Raw genomic sequence first — 17,202 nt, forward strand, 5'->3', positions numbered from 1 at the left:
GAAATATTTCATTTTGTTATTTAACGGGAACCTGTTCAACTGCAAATTGATCGGTCCGGAATGGAATGATGGGTAGGCCCTCTTTTGAAGAAACATTTCCTATCAGTGTATTTCCGAAACCATACCTGACATAATATGGATTCTTCAGCTCCGGGCTCCAGACGGTAATGGTATTGTTCAGAATCTTAGCTTTTGCAGGATACCATTTTTCCTGGCCCGCCGCAGATACAAAGAATCCTTCAGCAGCCTGGCCGTTTACGGTGAAACCATTCATGGCATTTGCAAACCGGAGCAGGACTTTATCCTTCTGTAGAACGGATGCTGTAAGGGCTGGACTCATATAACTAAGACCGGTTTTACCGTAGGTTTCTGCCAATGCCCAGTTTGCCAGCCTTTCTCCGACCGGCTTCTTCCTGGAAGGATGAATATTGGTTACGGAATCTACGAGGTCGGTAATGACCACCATGCCGGTTTTTGGGTGGCTCATACTCCTGGTCTGGGCTTCCTGCAGCAGGGCACCTATATTGGTGGTGCCATATTTATAGGGAGCAATCTGGACATAATAAAAAGGGAACTCCCTTTTCCATACTGCACGCCAGGCATCGATCATAGAGGTAAAAAGCTGCTGGTAAGTATCATAGGTTGTGGTATTGGATTCACCCTGGTACCAGATCGCGCCTGCAATACTGAAATCAGTTACCGGTGAAATCATGCCATTGTAAGCTTTACCTGCGGCGCTTGGCCACCATGGAAAGGTATTAAGTTTGGATGCTGCAGCTTTCAGTGCAGCATTTTCATGAACGATTTGTTCGGGAGTCCAGGTTTCAGCTGGCGTTCCGCCCCAGCTGGCATTGATCAGCCCGATGGGAACATTCAGGTCCTGCTGCAATTTTTTACCGAAAAAATATCCGACCGAGCTGAAGGTTTTGATGGTATTGGAATCGCAGTGGGTCCAGGCAGTCTTCACGTCGTCCTGGGGATAGTCAGCGCCAGTTCGCGGGATATGAAAAAAACGGATGTTCGGGTTCTTCGCAGAAGCGAAATCGGCAGCTATATCTGAAGTGCCGTTGTGATAGTTCCATTCCATGTTGGACTGGCCTGAACAGATCCATACCTCGCCGATCATAACATCCTGAAGGGAAATTGTATTCCGGCTGGAAATATCAATTGTGTAAGGGCCGCCGGCCGCCGGGGTTTTCAATTTCAGTTTCCAGGTAGCCAGGTTGGATACAATCGCCGAATCTGTTTTTTTATTCCAGCTGGTGGTTACATATACCTTTTCGCCTGGTCCGGCCCAGCCCCAGAGAGCAACGGAATCATTCTGTTGTAAAACCATTCCGGAAGAAAGGATGGCGGGTAGACGCAATTGTGCCCGCAAATCCATGGAACTGAGGGTAACCATGGAAATCAGCAAAACAATCAGAGGCTTTTTCATACCTCTAAAAATAAGATTAAATATGACACTTAATCCTGCAGGGCAAGAAATAAAAAACTGGTACTGCCTTTTGGTGCAGTACCAGCGCTACAAAAATCAATTTTTTTCCAGCTTACAGTTTTGCGATCTTAACCTCTTCAACAACAACGCGGTTCCTGTTGATCTGAAAACTTTCAGAATAGTTTTTCCCCTTTGTAGATGCAGTCAGTTTGATCTGGATCGGATCAAGGCTGAAATTGTCAAACTGTACTTTCCTGGAAATCTTTTTATCAAAAAAAGACTCTTTGTACAGTACGTTACCGTCAACATCCTTAATGCTAACGATCATTTCTTCACCGCTCTCATTCTCGAGATTGATTTCGACAATGGGAGACTGGTGATTGCTTCCGATATATTTCACTTCTATCAGTGATTTCTTATCTTCAGTTTTCTTGTCATTGTTAGCCATTGCAGGTGCCGCCACCAGGAAAAGGGCCAGGATTACCATTACAGTTGAAAGTACAGACTTCAGATTTGTGTTTACATTTTTCATAACATACATTTTTTAAGGTTACAATTTTGATTTAACTTCTTTGTGGGGCAATCGTACAATCAGGAATGGAGCAACCGGCAAATTCACTATGGAGCAATCGGGGAATCTTATTTCAGGCGGGCAACCGTGCAGGAACGATCGTTGATAGAACAAAAGTATAAAGACGTAAACGGCCATGCAACACAAATTTTGCCTGATCTTTTTATTGCAAACCTGCTAAAGAAATCACAAAATCCTTACCCACAAAGGATTTCAGAAATCAAAGCCAATGATTTCCAAGCCCTGAACTATCGATAAAAACCGGCCGGAACATTCCATTATTTATCGAAGTGAAAAGGAAAAAGAAAAAAAATTAACCATATATTCATAGGAATAATACAGTCATGAAAAAAATCATTTGCACCATTCTTGTTATGGCCGGTATTCTGGTACAGGTTTCAGCCCAACAGAAAACTGCGGGAACGGACCAGGTATTCAAGGCAGACAGTACTGTTACTACCATTCATGATGTTACCATCCGGGGACAAAAGATCCCCTACAAGGCAATGGCTGGCACATTACCGGTTTGGGATGAAAATGGCAAAACAATAGCCGGACTGTTTTTTACCTATTACGAAAGAACGGATGTAAAAGACAGGGCATCAAGACCGCTGGTTATATCTTTTAACGGAGGCCCGGGCTCTGCATCGGTGTGGATGCATCTTGCTTATACCGGACCGCGAATTTTAAAAATAGATGATGAGGGTTATCCGGTTCAACCCTATGGATATAAGGAAAATCCGCATTCGATTCTTGATGTGGCAGATATAGTGTACGTAGATCCTGTCAATACCGGTTTTTCAAGGATTACGGACAAGGATACACCCAAATCAAAATTTTTTGGTGTGATGGCCGATATCAAATACCTGGCTGAATGGATCAATACTTTTGTATCCAGAAATAACAGGTGGGCATCCCCCAAATACCTGATTGGTGAGAGTTATGGAACTACCAGGGTATCGGGGCTGGCCCGTGAACTCCAGGAATCGCAGTGGATGTACCTGAACGGTGTAGTGCTGGTTTCACCTACCGACCTGGGAATTGAAAGAGGAGTGGCGACTGATGCGGCACTAAGGCTTCCCTATTATGCTGCAACAGCCTGGTATCATAAAAAGCTTCCAACTGAATTGCAGCAGAAAGATCTCGTGGCCATGTTGCCGGAAGTGGAGAGTTTTACCATGAACGAATTGATACCGGCTATAAACAAAGGCAGCATGCTTTCTGATGCAGAAAAAAAGCCAATCGCGGCTAAAATGGCTCGTTACTCAGGATTATCCGAGAATGTGATTCTGCAACATAACCTGGATGTGCCCATCAATTTTTTCTGGAAGGAACTGTTGCGCGACAAAGGGTTTACTGTTGGCAGGCTGGATTCGCGATACCTTGGTATTGACAGGAAGGACGCCGGGGAAAAGCCAGACTTCAATGCTGAGCTGAGTTCCTGGCTTCACTCCTTTACCCCTCCCATAAACATGTACCTCAGGGAAGAACTGAAATACAGAACCGATTTCAAATACAATATGTTCGGACCCGTGCATCCCTGGGACCGCAGCAATGACCAAACCGCTGAAGATCTTCGCAAAGCGATGGCGGCCAACCCCTACCTTCATGTATTGGTGCAATCAGGCTATTATGACGGCGCCTGCGATTATTTCAATGCGAAGTACAATATGTGGCAAATGGATCCCGGAGGGAGAATGAAAGACCGCATGAGTTGGGAAGGTTATCGAAGCGGGCACATGATGTACCTGCGAAAGGAAGACCTCTCTGCCAGTAACGAACATATCAGGCAGTTTATCCTGAAATCATTACCCAAGCCCGGCCAGGCCGCCAAATATGAAGTGACCAGATAAACAACCGCACATTTATGAATAAAAATATCGTTTCGCTTGTTATTGTGTTGGCAGGATTCCTTCTTTCCCCGGCTACTGCACAGGAAAGGTTAACAGACAGTTTCCCTGTCCGTGCTTTCAGCATTGCTGCACCTACGGCAAGGAACCTGGATTCATTTATTGTTTTCATACAACAGGAACTGGCGCCCCGAAAAATCAACACCCTGATTCTGAGGGTAGATTACAGTTACCAGTACAGCAGTCACCCCGAACTGGCAGACACAGCTTTCCTGACCCGTCAGCAGGCCAAACAACTGGTGGCCGCAGCACATGGTGCAGGTATTTCCATCATACCGCAGATCAATTTACTGGGGCACCAATCCTGGGCAAGCCGCACAGGAAAACTACTTTCCGTATATCCCCAATTCGATGAAACCCCCTGGGTGGAAATGCCTGAAAAATATGCGTGGCCCAATAAAGATGGCCTTTATTGCAAAAGCTATTGCCCCCTGCACCCCGATGTCCATAAAATTGTATTTGAACTGGTGGATGAAATTTGTGATGTATTTGAATCAACCGCCTTTCACGCAGGAATGGATGAAGTGTTTTATATAGGTGAGGCCAAATGCCCGCGCTGCGGTGGTTTGGACAAAGCGGAACTATTCGCGGGAGAACTTACAAAAATCCGCAACCATCTCGCCCTTAAGGGAAGAAAACTCTGGATCTGGGGCGACAGGCTGATTGATGGAAAAACAACCGGTATCGGAATGTGGGAAGGCAGTTTTAACAATACCTATCGCGCCATTGACATGATCCCGAAGGATGTGGTTATCTGCGACTGGCATTATGAGCGGGCAGATAAAACCGCGGTGTATTTTGCGATGAAAGGATTTCCTGTAATCACCTGTTCCTGGAATAAACCCGGCGTGGCAAAAACACAGGTTCAGGACATGTACCAGTTCCGACTAACAGCCACACCAGTACTGAAAGAAAGGTACCTTGGTGTAATGGAAACCATCTGGTCGCCGGTTTCCTCATTTTTTAACGGTTTTTACGGCAAAGCACCCATTCAATCGGGTAAGGCGCCTGAAACCAATACGCCGTGGCATACATTTCGGGCAATATTTGAGAAATAATAACCAATCCCAGTTATTAAAGCTACCTTCATTAAGATAACTATTTGAGCCTATCAGCATCTTGTAAGCGAATCATTTCTTTTTTTTAGCATTCATTTACCTCCTGCTTTTTTCTCAGATCATTTTCAATCTAAAAAAATTAAAGAAATGAATATTTACATTTCAAACCTTGGCTTTGGTGTTCAAAATGAAGACCTGAAAAAACTTTTTGCTCCGTATGGTGAAGTAACCACTGTAAACATCATTATGGATAAGGTCACAAATCGCAGCCGCGGTTTTGGATTTGTTGATATGCCTGACCAGGCTTCCGCAGAAAATGCTATTCGCGAATTGAATGGTGTTAGTATGGAAGGCAGGTCCATCAAGGTAAACGAAGCAAAACCAAGAGAAGACAGACCCACAGGAAATTCTTTTTACGGTTCCCGCCGTTAATATTTTATTTCCGGAAGTATTTTGAATACTTCCGGAAATATTTCCAGCATGGAACCTACTTTAATGAAAAGGGATATTTAAAGTGTAGAAGTCGGTTTCGACAACACAGCAGGTACCATTTACTGAAAGTACCTGGGAGATTTTAATTCAGCCACTACCAGGGCAAATCACTTACCTGCTAAGGCACCATCTCGAGGAAACAGCCCTGGCCCTGTTAGCGCAATACAAGTCATTATTCCAGTCAGAACAGTTAAACAGGAGTTTTTCATCCATCATTAACAATTTACTACGGGAATTTATCCAAAAGACCCAGGCGGGATAATTTCTTCTTTTAAACCACGCTCAACCCGGTAATTTCCATTCCATTAAATATACGGCCGAGCTGTATATCACCGGATTTGTTAAAGTCGGTAAAACGTGTTTCACTTACAATACGCCAGAAGTTTTTAGACTTCAGGTCATTGAAATCCCTTGATTGTATAAACAATCCAACCAGTGTTTTCCGATTCTTGAATCTGATCTGTACAGGCTTTGAAGTAACATTGTTACGCTCGAGAAAGTGTTCGATCTGAATGTTTGTCAAATTATTTTGCTTTGTGTAGGCCGCAAATATAGCCTTTTTTACGATATTATCCCCTTATATGCCAGGCCTTTGGTTGAACAAAGGCCCTTATGCCGGTATAGGACAGCGTGGAACCGAGTCCCGAATGTTTACGCCCCGACCAGGGAAGTCCCGCACTAACCCGGTCACAACAGTTCCAATAAACAGTTCCGGTATTCATTTGCCTCATGACAGCTTCCGCCCTTTCAAAACTGGAAGAATATACCGCGGCAGTAAGTCCGTATTCAGTATCCTGCATCAATTTTACCGCTTCGGCATCATCCTTAACTTTTTGAATCCCGATTACAGGTCCAAAGGATTCGTCTTTCATTACTTTCATCGAATGATCCGTACCTGACAGGATCGCCGGCGCCAGGAAATATCCTTTTTCGGGAATCTTTCCGGCTCCTGTTGTCAGCACTGCCCCTTTAGACACCGCATCATTGATCTGGTCCTGCAAAAATTCCACCTGCTGCTTCCTGCTGAGCGGTCCGAGCTCAGATGCCGGATCAAGGGGATCGCCCATCACGAGTTTTTTTGCCTGGGCGGTAAAGCTTTCCAGGAAGCGGTCATACACCCCTTCCTGAACATATATCCTTTCAACGGCACAACAGCTCTGGCCATTATTATATACCACCCCTTCAAGGGCAGCCGCCGCCACCTGGTCAATGTCAGTCACATCATCCATTACATAAAGTGGGTCCTTGCCGCCCAGTTCCAACTGGCAGGGAACAAGTTTGGATGCCATCCTGTTTGCAATAGCCATACCCGTTCTGTAGCTGCCGGTAAAAAAGCAACCATCTATCGGCAGATCAAGCAACAGGCTGCCGGCAGCACCACCGCCAATGATCAGCTGGAAACAATTTTCGGGTATACCAGACCGGTACAAAAGAGACTGGATATGCAATCCGGTAAGGGTGGAAAATTCAGATGGTTTGTACAGTACGGCATTGCCTCCGATGAGACCGGGGATGAATACATTGACACCCACCAGGTATGGATAGTTCCATGCGGAAATATTGGCAATAACGCCCAGCGGCTCATACGTAATCTTTTCCCTGGTTCCCCCAACGCTGGTAATCCACTCCTCTGACAACCATTTTTCTGAATGATCCAGGAAGAATCGAATACGGGACCGGGCGCCATTTAATTCATTATAGGATTGCTGCAGGGGCTTCCCCATTTCCAGGGTAAGGGTGCGCGCCAGTTCATCCTTATTTTCATCCAACAGATCATAGAACCTGCCGATACAGCCGATCCGATCCACCAGGGGTACCTGAGCCCAAACCTTCTGGCCATGCTTAAGCTGTTCAAATTTATATCCGATCGATTCTACCGAATCAGCCGCCAGTTCCCGGATCACCTCTTCTGTTGCCGGGTTAATAATCTTAAGTGTTTCCATGATCATTTTCTTATTTCAGCGAGAAATCTGTTTTTAATATTTTTTGCCAGTTCATTTTCCTGGTCGGGCATTCTTTCAGGATGCCATTGCACACAAAGCATAAAAGCCCTGCCTGATTTATTGGCAAACTCTATGCCTTCAATGGTATTATCACCGGCGCCGGATCTTGCATTGACACGAAGATTTCGCCCCAGTTTATTTTCATCAATCACCTGGTGATGAGCGCTGTTCACTTCACGGGCAGGTATACCTGCAATTTCAAACAGGAGACTGTCCCTTTCCACCTGCACATGATGCAGGTTATCAATATCACCGATCTTCATGTGTTGCTGGTTCGCTTCACCCTGGTCCTGAATCAGCTTTCCTCCTTCCAGCACATTGACCAGTTGTAAACCGCGGCAAATACCTAATAAGGGCAGGCGATGCTCCTGTGAATATTGATAAATAAGTGCCTCAAAACGATCCCTTTCCGGTTCAAAGGTTTCAGGCTGGTTCTCATATCCGGTTTCTCCACCGTAAACAGCAGGATCTATATCAACGCCGCCGGTAAGTACAAAGCCGTCGCAGGTTGCTATGTCAACCTGGTTATTTTTTTCAAATGACAACAATACCAGTTCCAGGTCATCCCGCAAATCATCCGGGGTAAACCAATCCCAGTAATATTGAAAATTTGTCCTGGTGTAACTGATGCCGATCCTCTTTTTCATTGCGCTGGTTATAAAGCCTGCAGGTATAGTTTTTTAAAGTCTTCGCGGGTTACCGGTTTAGGGTTATTCGGATGACAAAAATCTGCCAGTGCGAGGTCAGAGAGCGTTTCAATCTCATTCTCCGTAACTCCGATGGCACTCAGCCTGGTTGGCAAGCCGAGCGATTTATTCAGTGCAAACAAATGTTCAATCAATCCCTCACCGGTTTCAACTTTCAACTCCATCGTCTTTGCCATCCGGCGGAAAGCACCTTCGAATCCCCCCAAATTGAACTGCATTCCATAAGGCAGGTTAACTGCATTGGCCAGTCCATGGTGCGTATCGAGCAGGGATGACAGGGGATGCGCCAGGGAATGCACCACCCCCAGCCCCTTCTGGAAAGCAACAGCCCCCATCAGGGAGGCGATCATCATTTTACTGCGTGATTCCAGGTCGGGTTTATGTACGGCAGTTTCAATGGACTCATTGATGAGTCTCATCCCCTCCAGTGCAATTCCCTCGGCAAGCGGATGAAACCCTTTGGCAATAAACGCTTCCATATTATGGGTAAGTGCATCCATACCTGTTGCTGCAGTTACAAACGGGGGCAGGTCCATGGTCAGCATCGGATCGGCAAATACTATTTTTGCCAGCAGTTTTGGTGAAAAGAGAATTCTTTTCCGGTGTGTGTCATCTTCCGAAATGATGGCGCTTCGACCAACTTCACTGCCGGTTCCGCTGGTGGTTGGTACCGTGATAAAATAGGGAACATCTTCGGTAACGTATTGGTCGCCGCCGATCAGGTCATCGTAATCAAACAGATCCCGGTGATGGTTAATCCTTAAAGCCACGGCCCTGGCCACGTCCATGGCAGCGCCGCCGCCAATACCGATAATACAATCCCGGTCCGTTCCCTTATACAGGTCACCTCCGGAGAGCACATCTGACTTTACCGGGTTCTTGTGAATCTCAGCAAACACCTCTGCCGAAATATTGGCTGCATCCAGATTTTTCAGGATGGCAGCAAAAAAACCAAGCTGTTTAACCACCGGATCGGTAACAATGAGCGGGCGTTTCAGTCCGTTTGCCGCAAGGTGGCCCGGCAATTCACCGATCACATTCGCACCAAAACGAATGGTAGTTGGAAAATTGTATTGACGGATAATATTGAAGTCGGTCATAAATAGTTGATTAGATGATCTCAAAATAACGTTGTAATTCCCAGTCGGTCACCACTTTTGAAAATTGTCTCCACTCCCACTCACGGGTAGCCGAAAAATGCTCTACAAATTCCTTTCCGAATAACTCCTTTGCCAGGGGTGAATGTTTCATTGCCTGGGTGGCTTCCCAGAGGTTCTTTGGCAGTACGCCGTTTGAGGTATCGGCATACCCACTGCCTTTGGTTTGCGGAATGGACAGTTGCATCTTGTTCCTGATACCATACAAACCGGCGGCCAGGCAGGCAGCCATCGCCAGGTAAGGGTTTGAATCAGATCCCACCACCCTTGTCTCCAACCTTGTTGAAGTGGCACTTCCCGGAAGGGCCCGCAGGGCAGTTGTTCGGTTATCCACCGCCCAGGTGATGGTAGTAGGTGCCCAGGCGCCTTCCACCAGCCTTTTGTAACTGTTAACAGTTGGTGCAAACATTGGGAGGATATAAGGCAGGCAATGCAACTGGCCAGCGATATAACTTTTCATCAGGTCGCTCATGGTGTATTCGGCCGCTGCATCATAGAAAAGATTCACGGATTTATCAGCTGCCCATAAACTCTGGTGAACATGTCCGCTGCAACCCGGCAACTGTTCATTCACCTTGGCCATAAAAGTAGCCATAAAGCCATGCCGGTGAGCGATCTCCTTCACGCCCGCCTTAAACAATACAGCCCTGTCGGCTGCTTCGATGATATGGGAATAATGGATGGCAGCTTCGTATACTCCCGGTCCGGTTTCGGTATGGAGACCTTCCAGGGGCACACCGAATTTTTTCATGCTGTTGAAAATGTCATGAAAAAAATCACTGTTCTGCGAGGCCCTCAATACCGAATAGCCGAACATGCCGGGGGTTATCGGCTGCGTTGTACGGAACTTTGTTTCATATAGTTCCTTTACATTGTTGATATAATTGAACCACTCAAATTCCTGGGAAAAGGAAGCATAAAATCCGGCCTGGACTGCCTCTGATTCAATTTTCTTCAGCAGGCTCCTGGGACAAATGGAGAGCGGATTACCATCATGCCCCTGGAAGTCGGCCAGGAACAACGGACAATCATCTTCCCAGGGTATCTGGCGGAAGGTGGCCAGGTCAACACTGGCATTGGCATCTGGATACCCGCTATGCCAGCCAGTATAGGAAACATTATCGTAAGCCTGGTCGCCCGCGTCCCAGCCAAATACCACATTGCAGAATCCGAATCCGTTGCCGGCAACTGATCTGAATTTGTCGAGACTGATGATTTTTCCCCGAAGGACACCATCCATATCGGTAATGGCAAGTTTTACCTTATCCTTCTGTTGTTCTTCCAGCAGGCTGAGTATTTCCGGAATTGATTCTCTGTTGACCATCAAGTTTGCTTTTTACAATAAAATGAAACCATAGAAAGGCTAGCGCCAATATACCAAAATAAATGAGTGACAGACCCGGGTTCAATGTTATCATTGCGATCATAGATACCAGCGCAATGCTTAGCGCTACCAGGGGAGACAGGGGATAGAACGGCACTTTAAACGGACGAGTCAGTTCCGGTTCCTTTTTCCTGAGCACAAGCATCGTGATCATTGAAATAATATAAAGGCTGACAGCCCCGAAACAGGCGAGGGTGATAATTTCCGCGGTTTTTCCAGAAAGCAGGGCGAGGATACCCACCACCATATTAGCGATCAGCGCATTGGCCGGTGTTTTAAACCTCGGATGCACTTTACCGAGCGCGGCCGAAACATAGCCCACGCGTCCGAATTCAAATGTGGCCCGGCCGGCAGCCAGTATGATTCCATGAAAGGAAGCAACCAGCCCCATTAACCCGATGGTGATTAGCAGGTGATAAACCCAGCCGGAATTACCGGTGATCTGTGCCATTGCGAGCGGAAGCGGGGAATCAGAAGGAGCTGCTCCCGGTGATGCATAAACGATGGCTTCCCAGCCTCCGACCCCTATTGCAGAAACAAATACCAACACGCACAAAATAATGAGTGTTGCCAGTGCAGACCCGAATCCCATCAGGATGGTCCGCTGAGGTTTAATGGTTTCTTCAGCCACATTGGCAACCCCTTCAAGCCCCAGGAAGAACCAGATGGCGAAAGGAATGCAGGCCCAAACACCAGAGTATCCGTTGGGGTATGCATTGATAGCCAGGTTTTCAGCTTTGAAATGCGGCAAGGTGATACCTGCGAATAGGAGCAACTCAAATACCGCCAGGATGGTGATCACCAGTTCAAAAATAGCAGCTGCCTTCACACCGGCAATGTTAAGGGCAGTAAATAAGATGTACGCTGAGATAGAAATAGCCACCACAGGAACCTGCGGAAGGAAAATATGAAAATACGCACCGATCGCAGCTGCTATAGCCGGGGGCGCAAACACAAATTCAATGATCTGTGCCATGCCGGCTATGAATCCGCTGTTCCTTCCCAGCGCACGGTTGGCATAATCAAACACACCGCCTGCACGGGGTATGGCACAGGCCAGTTCCGTATAGGAGAAGGTAAATGTCGTATACAGGATGATGATGAAAAAAGTGGCAATGGCAAGTCCCAGCGTACCACCCTCGGGAAGTCCGAGGTTCCAGCCGAAATACATGCCGGAGATCACATACCCAACGCCCAGGCCCCATAACATAAAGGGCCCCAAAGTTCTCGATAAATGCGGATTGCCGGTGGTGGTTGAAGGTGTTTGCTGCATAAAAGATAGTTTTCAATTTAAAAAATAAAAACCATCTGTTCCGAAATTTATCCTCCCATCCATTCCTTAAATGCCGTGGCTTTTTCACGGCTTATGAGTACATCCTCTTCTGCCGGGACGGAGACATCCACTTTCAATTTCCCTTTGAACCATGGGTAAATGGCCTTTACCACATCCTGCGAAAGGATCAGCTGCCGGTTGGCCCGGAAAAATTTTTTTGGATCAACCATATGCTCCACTTCTTCCAGCGTATGATCGATCATGAACTTCTGTTTCTCCTTCGTGATGATAAAATTCAGTTTATTGCTCGCCAGGAAAAAGGCAACCTGGTCTGTATTGACGGAAATCATTTTTTGCCCCTGCCTGATCAGGAAACGTTCCCTGAAACCCGCGGATTGATTTTTACCAAGCTGGCTTAGCAGTAAATTAATCTGGCCGGAAGTATCCGGTACTGCGGAAGTGTAATGCAGGGTTTTGAATTTATTGATGGCAGCGTTCAGTTCATCTTCCTTCACTGGTTTCAGCAGGTAATCAATGCTGTTTACCTTGAATGCCTTAAGGGTATATTCATCGTATGCAGTGGTAAAGATTACCGGGGTGCTGACGGGCACCTGGTTGAAAATTTCAAAGCACTGGCCATCCGCCAGTTCAATATCCATGAGGATAAGGTCGGGCATTGCATTCGAACGCAGCCATTGAACAGTTGACCGGATACTGTTGGTACGCGCAACAACTTCCGCTGCCGGATCAATTCGCATAACCATATTTGTTAGCTGGCCGGCTAGCAATTTCTCATCTTCTACTATCAGTAGTTTCATTTGAATCCATTTTTATTAATGGTACCAATACCTGGAAAACATCTTCCGTCTGCTTGATCATTACATCCCTGTGCCCCATCAACCGGTACTTCGCAATGATATTACTGAGTCCCAGTTTTCCGGTTTCAATGGCCGCAGATTTCTTTTGCAGGTTATTGATCACAACAAGGTTATCGGCTTCATCCGTATAAATTTTTATGATCAGTGGCGATTCAGGTAAAATCACATTATGCTTCACAGCATTTTCCACGAGCAACTGAAGGGTAAGCGGCGGCAGGCCATAGCCCAGGTAATCACTGCCAATGTTGATGTTCAACTGTAATCCTTCATCAAACCTTGTTTTCAGCAAATGAAAATAATGATGAATAAATTCAAGTTCTGCTGAAACCGTGGTCAGATTGGAATCATTGGATTGTAGCACATACCTGTAAACAGAAGCCAGTTCTCCAATAAATTCAACAGCTTTTTTCTGGTCTTCCATCACAAGGGAGGAAAGGGAGCTAAGGTTATTAAAAAGAAAATGCGGATTCACCTGGGCTTTGAGAGAATCGAGTTGGGTCTGTAGGTTTTCCCTTTTTAATGCCTCCGTTTCGGCGAAACTGCTCTTCCACTGGTAAAAATAAAATATCCCTTCGTACAGGCCTGCCACAATAACCACGTACAATAAGGCAATCAGGATATTATACCAGTATCCTTCCGGTGGAAAAATATAGCCCCAGAAAAGAGTCTTGTCGTAGATCCAGATATTGAGATAACGCACGACGATGGTAACTGCCATACACCCGGCAAAAATGCCCAGTAATCTCTGCCTTGACTGGTACAGGGCAGGATAGCGTCTATGAAAATACAGGAGTACAAGCCGGTTGGTTTCCCATAGCACCACACCCTCCGCCAGCGATATCAGGAAGACCTGCCAGAAACTGAATTTCTCATCCTGGCCATGTTGTTCATTGAAGAATATGACATGCGACATCAATGCAATGAAGGGGATTCCCAAAATCCGAAACCATGTATCCTTTAATCTTACAGGGGCCTGCATAGTGGAAGGTTGCAATGATATTATTTATTTGATTCTATCAGCTTCAGCGTATAGTCCAATACAGTATCCCTTTTTTCCACTATATCCCGGATGGATCGTTTAACTGTATGATCAGGTATAATGCCGCGTCCGGCAACTGCTCCCGGAGCATTCATATAGAAGGAAAACAGCGGTATTCCCACCGTAAGCCGGCTATTGGGCAGGGTTACAATGGCAAACACACCACTGTTGTTTACCAGGTCGGCACCGCCGGTTTCTTCACCAATAAATACAGCTTTCCCCTGATGACGCATCACAGAAGCGAATTCGGAAGTTACTGAAAAACTGAAACCATTGGTAAGGATATAGGTGTTGCCGGTGAAGGCATTGGGCTGGGAAGATTTTACCTGCAGGTACTCCTGCATGGGCCAGAGGTATTCGCCGTCCTTTTCAACAATCAATGCCCTTGCGGCATCGTACTGGGGTGGCAGCCAGGCGTACTGCCGGAAACTGAAACTGTCTTTCCTGGCAACCCTGATCCTGTCATAGTATCGGAACTCTTTATTGGTAAGGTAGGAATACAAATAACCTCCCCACTCTTCTATTCCTCCTTCATTATTGCGAAGATCAAGTACCAGGTTTTTAATACCTTTTGTTTTCAGCAGGCTGAAACAGCTGTCGATGAATCGATGGAAACCAGGTTCCTGTTTGTCTGCATAAAACCTTTCAATGGTGAGCATGGCTGTTTCCGCGGTGGGGAAAACAAGCCGGAATGGTTCTGTAGCAGGGCGCTTGTTTTTTTCCTCCCGGGCTAATATCGTCTCACGCGTAACCGACGGCATGGATACCGTTTTTCTCCTGCCATTATGCATAAACGAAACTTTATAAGTCGATGAAGTGCCAATAAAATTTCCATAGTACCCATTGAAGTAATGATTAAGTTCTTCTTCCTGGGCAGACATACCGAAGGCATCAGCCGTAATGTATTTCTTAAGCGTTTCAATCACCACGGAGATCTTCACACCGTTGATACTGAGAATTTCAGCACCCTGCGGAATACTGCTTTCAGGAAGATAACTATCTGCCATATACGCTTTTGTATCAGAGAGGTATAGCTTAAGCGGGAACAGCCCCTCATTCAGGAAAGCATAGCGGTCATCCGGCCTGCCATCCCTGTGCAATTTGGTATGCCCGCAATGAATGGCAGTTACCAGGGGGTACAGGAGACGGTAAAAAGACTGCTCGTCCATATCCTGATTAATCGACCTGCCTGCCCGATCAAACAGGGAGTCCATTTGCTCCCTGGGTGTATAGCGGTACAGACCGGGATGTGCTTCCTTTAGTGCACGTACGAATATTTCATAATCCTGTTTCAGGCGCGTGGCACTGAAAACAGGTGAGCCCTGAGAAAAGCCAGAGGCGAAAATCAACTGCAATACCAGCAGGCAGACAAGGTTTTTAAACGATTTCATCTTTGGGAATTAAGGACCCGAAATTGCAGCCTGCGGGGCAGTGTGTCAAGGTTTTTTCAACCAGGCCGTATAAAATGAACGATAAAACTGCTTTTATGAAGGATGAAAAACCGCGGGGTATCAGGCAACCGGAAATTCAACGGCTAGCTGGCACCCCCTGCCGGGCGAAGTGCGTACCTGCATGAATCCGCCAAGGGTTTCCAGGCGGCTGGCAATATTTTTGAAACCGATGCCGTCATTCCTGCGATCATGATCAAAACCCACCCCATCGTCACTGATGGTCAAACGGACCTTATCCGCGACCAGAAGCAGGTCGATCTGAACATTGCCGGCTTTGGAATACCTGATGATATTACTGGTCTGTTCCTGGATCGTCCGATAGATACACAGTTTTTGTTTTGCATCCAGGGCATCCAGTTGTTTTTTAGATGAAATTTTCAGTTTTACCTTCATCTTTCCGGAAAGACGCAATCCACCTGCAAGACCTGAAATTGCTGCTGAAAGAGATTCACCTTCCAGTTCAGGCTGCACCAGTGCATGTGATAATTTCCTCGTTTCGCTGATCGCTGAATAGACATCATTCCTGGCTTTCTCCAGCAGTGCCTCTTTATTGGCTTCATTATACCTCGCCGTATCGAGCATCATTTTTGCAGATGCCAGCAACTGGCTGATATTATCATGGAGTTCCATGCCAATCTCCTTTCTTTCCCTTTGCCTTGCCTCAATGGTGGTCTCAATAATCTCCTTTTGCCTGCTTATCTGCTGCTGTAAAATAATTCCGGTGATATCTGTTGAGATGCCAGCCAGCGCATATATCTCACCGTTACGGTTTACCAGGGGAAACCTGATGGAATAGAAATGGTGCAACCGGCCATCTACCTGAAAATTCTCCTGTGATTCCTGCAGTTTACCGGATTCCAGTATTTGATCATCTGCGGAACTGTCCATACCATCGCCCTGATTTCCGTAAATCCTTGCGAACTGCTTGTTCATCATGGTCAGGCGCCCGAATATATCCTTCACATATATAGCGGAAGAAGTATTGTCGATAATAGACTGTAACAATTGTTTATTGGATTCAAGCCGGTCTTTTGCCCTGGCCGCCGCCCTCATATTCCTCCAGAGTAAATAGTAGGCAATAAATATCAATCCGATCAGGGTGGCTGCAAGTATCAGGTTTAACCGGGTATAAATTTCATTGCTTGATACGTTGTTTTCCTTTCTCCTCGCCAGGTTCCTGTATTCTTCAGCCTTCAGATCAGCTATAAGAGTTTCCATTGTTTTGATCCTGCTGAAGTCGGTTTTTTCAAGGATATATTTTTGAGCTGCCGCCCTGCTGGTGCCTGTAAGGCTGATGGCCGTTTCCAGGTAAACCAGGTTCTGTTTCAAGTGCTTTACCAGCGCTTCGAACCTGGCCTGCTGGGCAGTGTTATCCGAAGAAATTAATTTCAGGCTGTTGATCCTGGAAAAAATCGTTTGCCGGGTAGAATAAAATGGTCCCAGGAAAGAAATATTTCCGGTAATGACATAGCCCCTCACCCCCAGTTCCAGGTCTTTAACAGCCGCGGAAACCTGTTCGGTTTCAAACAGGACCTTCCGTGACAGTTCAATCCGATCATGGGTGGCCTGGTTGATGAGGTTGTTCTGGTAGATTTTGGCTGCGAGTAATACAATACCAAAAATGATGACCAGCGAACCCATCAGCAGCCGGTGTTCCCATTTTAGTCCTGAATTGTATAATCTCTGAAGTACCTGGCGTTCTTCCAGTTTGTGCATTACAGACCTGATCACCGGCTTAATGCGGGAGCTAAGTAGCTTTTCATATTGCTGCACCAACAGGTGCCATCCCATCGTCTGGGAAATATGCCTCAACATGCCGGGAAGGATTTGCCAAAAAATACAAT

At 46.3% G+C, this 17,202-nt stretch carries 14 protein-coding genes; 3 read left to right on the forward strand and 11 right to left on the reverse strand.

The genetic code is table 11. The features are described 5' to 3' along the window. Positions 1 to 16: 16 nt before the first annotated feature. Positions 17 to 1,435 (reverse strand): sialate O-acetylesterase, encoded by a 1,419-nt coding sequence (locus BC349_RS05200; RefSeq protein ID WP_187255656.1) that lies wholly within the window; start codon positions 1,433 to 1,435, stop codon positions 17 to 19. Positions 1,436 to 1,547: 112 nt separating this feature from the next. Next, positions 1,548 to 1,967, reverse strand: a complete 420-nt coding sequence (locus tag BC349_RS05205; protein ID WP_187255657.1) for a hypothetical protein — start codon at positions 1,965 to 1,967, stop codon at positions 1,548 to 1,550. Positions 1,968 to 2,350: 383 nt separating this feature from the next. Between BC349_RS05205 and BC349_RS05210 the strand changes: the two genes are divergently transcribed. From BC349_RS05210 to BC349_RS05220, 3 genes are all read left to right on the forward strand, one after another. After that, a complete protein-coding gene (locus BC349_RS05210) occupies positions 2,351 to 3,859 on the forward strand; it encodes a S10 family peptidase (RefSeq protein ID WP_187255658.1) in 1,509 nt (502 codons plus the stop codon). 14 nt (positions 3,860 to 3,873) lie between these two features. Beyond that, positions 3,874 to 4,974, forward strand: a complete 1,101-nt coding sequence (locus tag BC349_RS05215) for a family 20 glycosylhydrolase (RefSeq protein ID WP_187255659.1) — start codon at positions 3,874 to 3,876, stop codon at positions 4,972 to 4,974. Between the two features lie 147 nt (positions 4,975 to 5,121). Further along, positions 5,122 to 5,406 carry an RNA recognition motif domain-containing protein gene (locus tag BC349_RS05220; RefSeq protein WP_187255660.1) on the forward strand — a complete coding sequence of 95 codons (285 nt, stop codon included), beginning with the start codon at positions 5,122 to 5,124 and terminating at the stop codon, positions 5,404 to 5,406. A gap of 629 nt (positions 5,407 to 6,035) precedes the next feature. On the opposite strand, the gene BC349_RS05225 is transcribed toward BC349_RS05220, so the two are convergent. The 9 genes from BC349_RS05225 to BC349_RS05265 all read right to left on the reverse strand — a co-directional run bounded on the left by BC349_RS05225 (position 6,036) and on the right by BC349_RS05265 (position 17,173). Further along, positions 6,036 to 7,409 (reverse strand): aldehyde dehydrogenase family protein, encoded by a 1,374-nt coding sequence (locus BC349_RS05225; protein WP_222840078.1) that lies wholly within the window; start codon positions 7,407 to 7,409, stop codon positions 6,036 to 6,038. A 2-nt stretch (positions 7,410 to 7,411) separates the two neighbouring features. Beyond that, entirely contained in the window at positions 7,412 to 8,116 is a 705-nt protein-coding gene (locus tag BC349_RS05230) for a gamma-glutamyl-gamma-aminobutyrate hydrolase family protein (protein ID WP_187255662.1), read from the reverse strand. A gap of 8 nt (positions 8,117 to 8,124) precedes the next feature. Then, positions 8,125 to 9,276, reverse strand: a complete 1,152-nt coding sequence (locus BC349_RS05235; RefSeq protein WP_187255663.1) for an iron-containing alcohol dehydrogenase — start codon at positions 9,274 to 9,276, stop codon at positions 8,125 to 8,127. A 10-nt stretch (positions 9,277 to 9,286) separates the two neighbouring features. Continuing rightward, complete coding sequence (locus BC349_RS05240; protein ID WP_187255664.1) at positions 9,287 to 10,657, reverse strand: glutamine synthetase family protein; 1,371 nt, start codon at positions 10,655 to 10,657, stop codon at positions 9,287 to 9,289. Continuing rightward, the gene (eat, locus tag BC349_RS05245) at positions 10,596 to 11,990 is read right to left on the reverse strand and encodes an ethanolamine permease (RefSeq protein ID WP_187255665.1); all 1,395 of its coding nucleotides are present in this window, start codon (positions 11,988 to 11,990) and stop codon (positions 10,596 to 10,598) included. Before eat ends, BC349_RS05240 begins: the two co-directional genes overlap by 62 nt. A 47-nt stretch (positions 11,991 to 12,037) precedes the next feature. Further along, positions 12,038 to 12,808 (reverse strand): LytR/AlgR family response regulator transcription factor, encoded by a 771-nt coding sequence (locus BC349_RS05250; RefSeq protein ID WP_187255666.1) that lies wholly within the window; start codon positions 12,806 to 12,808, stop codon positions 12,038 to 12,040. Beyond that, positions 12,783 to 13,847: a sensor histidine kinase gene (locus tag BC349_RS05255; protein ID WP_187255667.1), complete on the reverse strand. Its 1,065-nt coding sequence runs from the start codon at positions 13,845 to 13,847 to the stop codon at positions 12,783 to 12,785. Before BC349_RS05255 ends, BC349_RS05250 begins: the two co-directional genes overlap by 26 nt. 20 nt (positions 13,848 to 13,867) lie before the next feature. Further along, on the reverse strand, positions 13,868 to 15,298 hold the full coding sequence (locus BC349_RS05260; protein ID WP_187255668.1) for a S41 family peptidase: 1,431 nt from the start codon (positions 15,296 to 15,298) through the stop codon (positions 13,868 to 13,870). A 120-nt stretch (positions 15,299 to 15,418) separates the two neighbouring features. Then, positions 15,419 to 17,173 carry a CHASE3 domain-containing protein gene (locus tag BC349_RS05265; protein ID WP_187255669.1) on the reverse strand — a complete coding sequence of 585 codons (1,755 nt, stop codon included), beginning with the start codon at positions 17,171 to 17,173 and terminating at the stop codon, positions 15,419 to 15,421. Between the last annotated feature and the right edge of the window lie 29 nt (positions 17,174 to 17,202).

The organism is Flavihumibacter stibioxidans (assembly GCF_014332695.1).
Lineage (GTDB): Bacteria > Bacteroidota > Bacteroidia > Chitinophagales > Chitinophagaceae > Flavihumibacter > Flavihumibacter stibioxidans.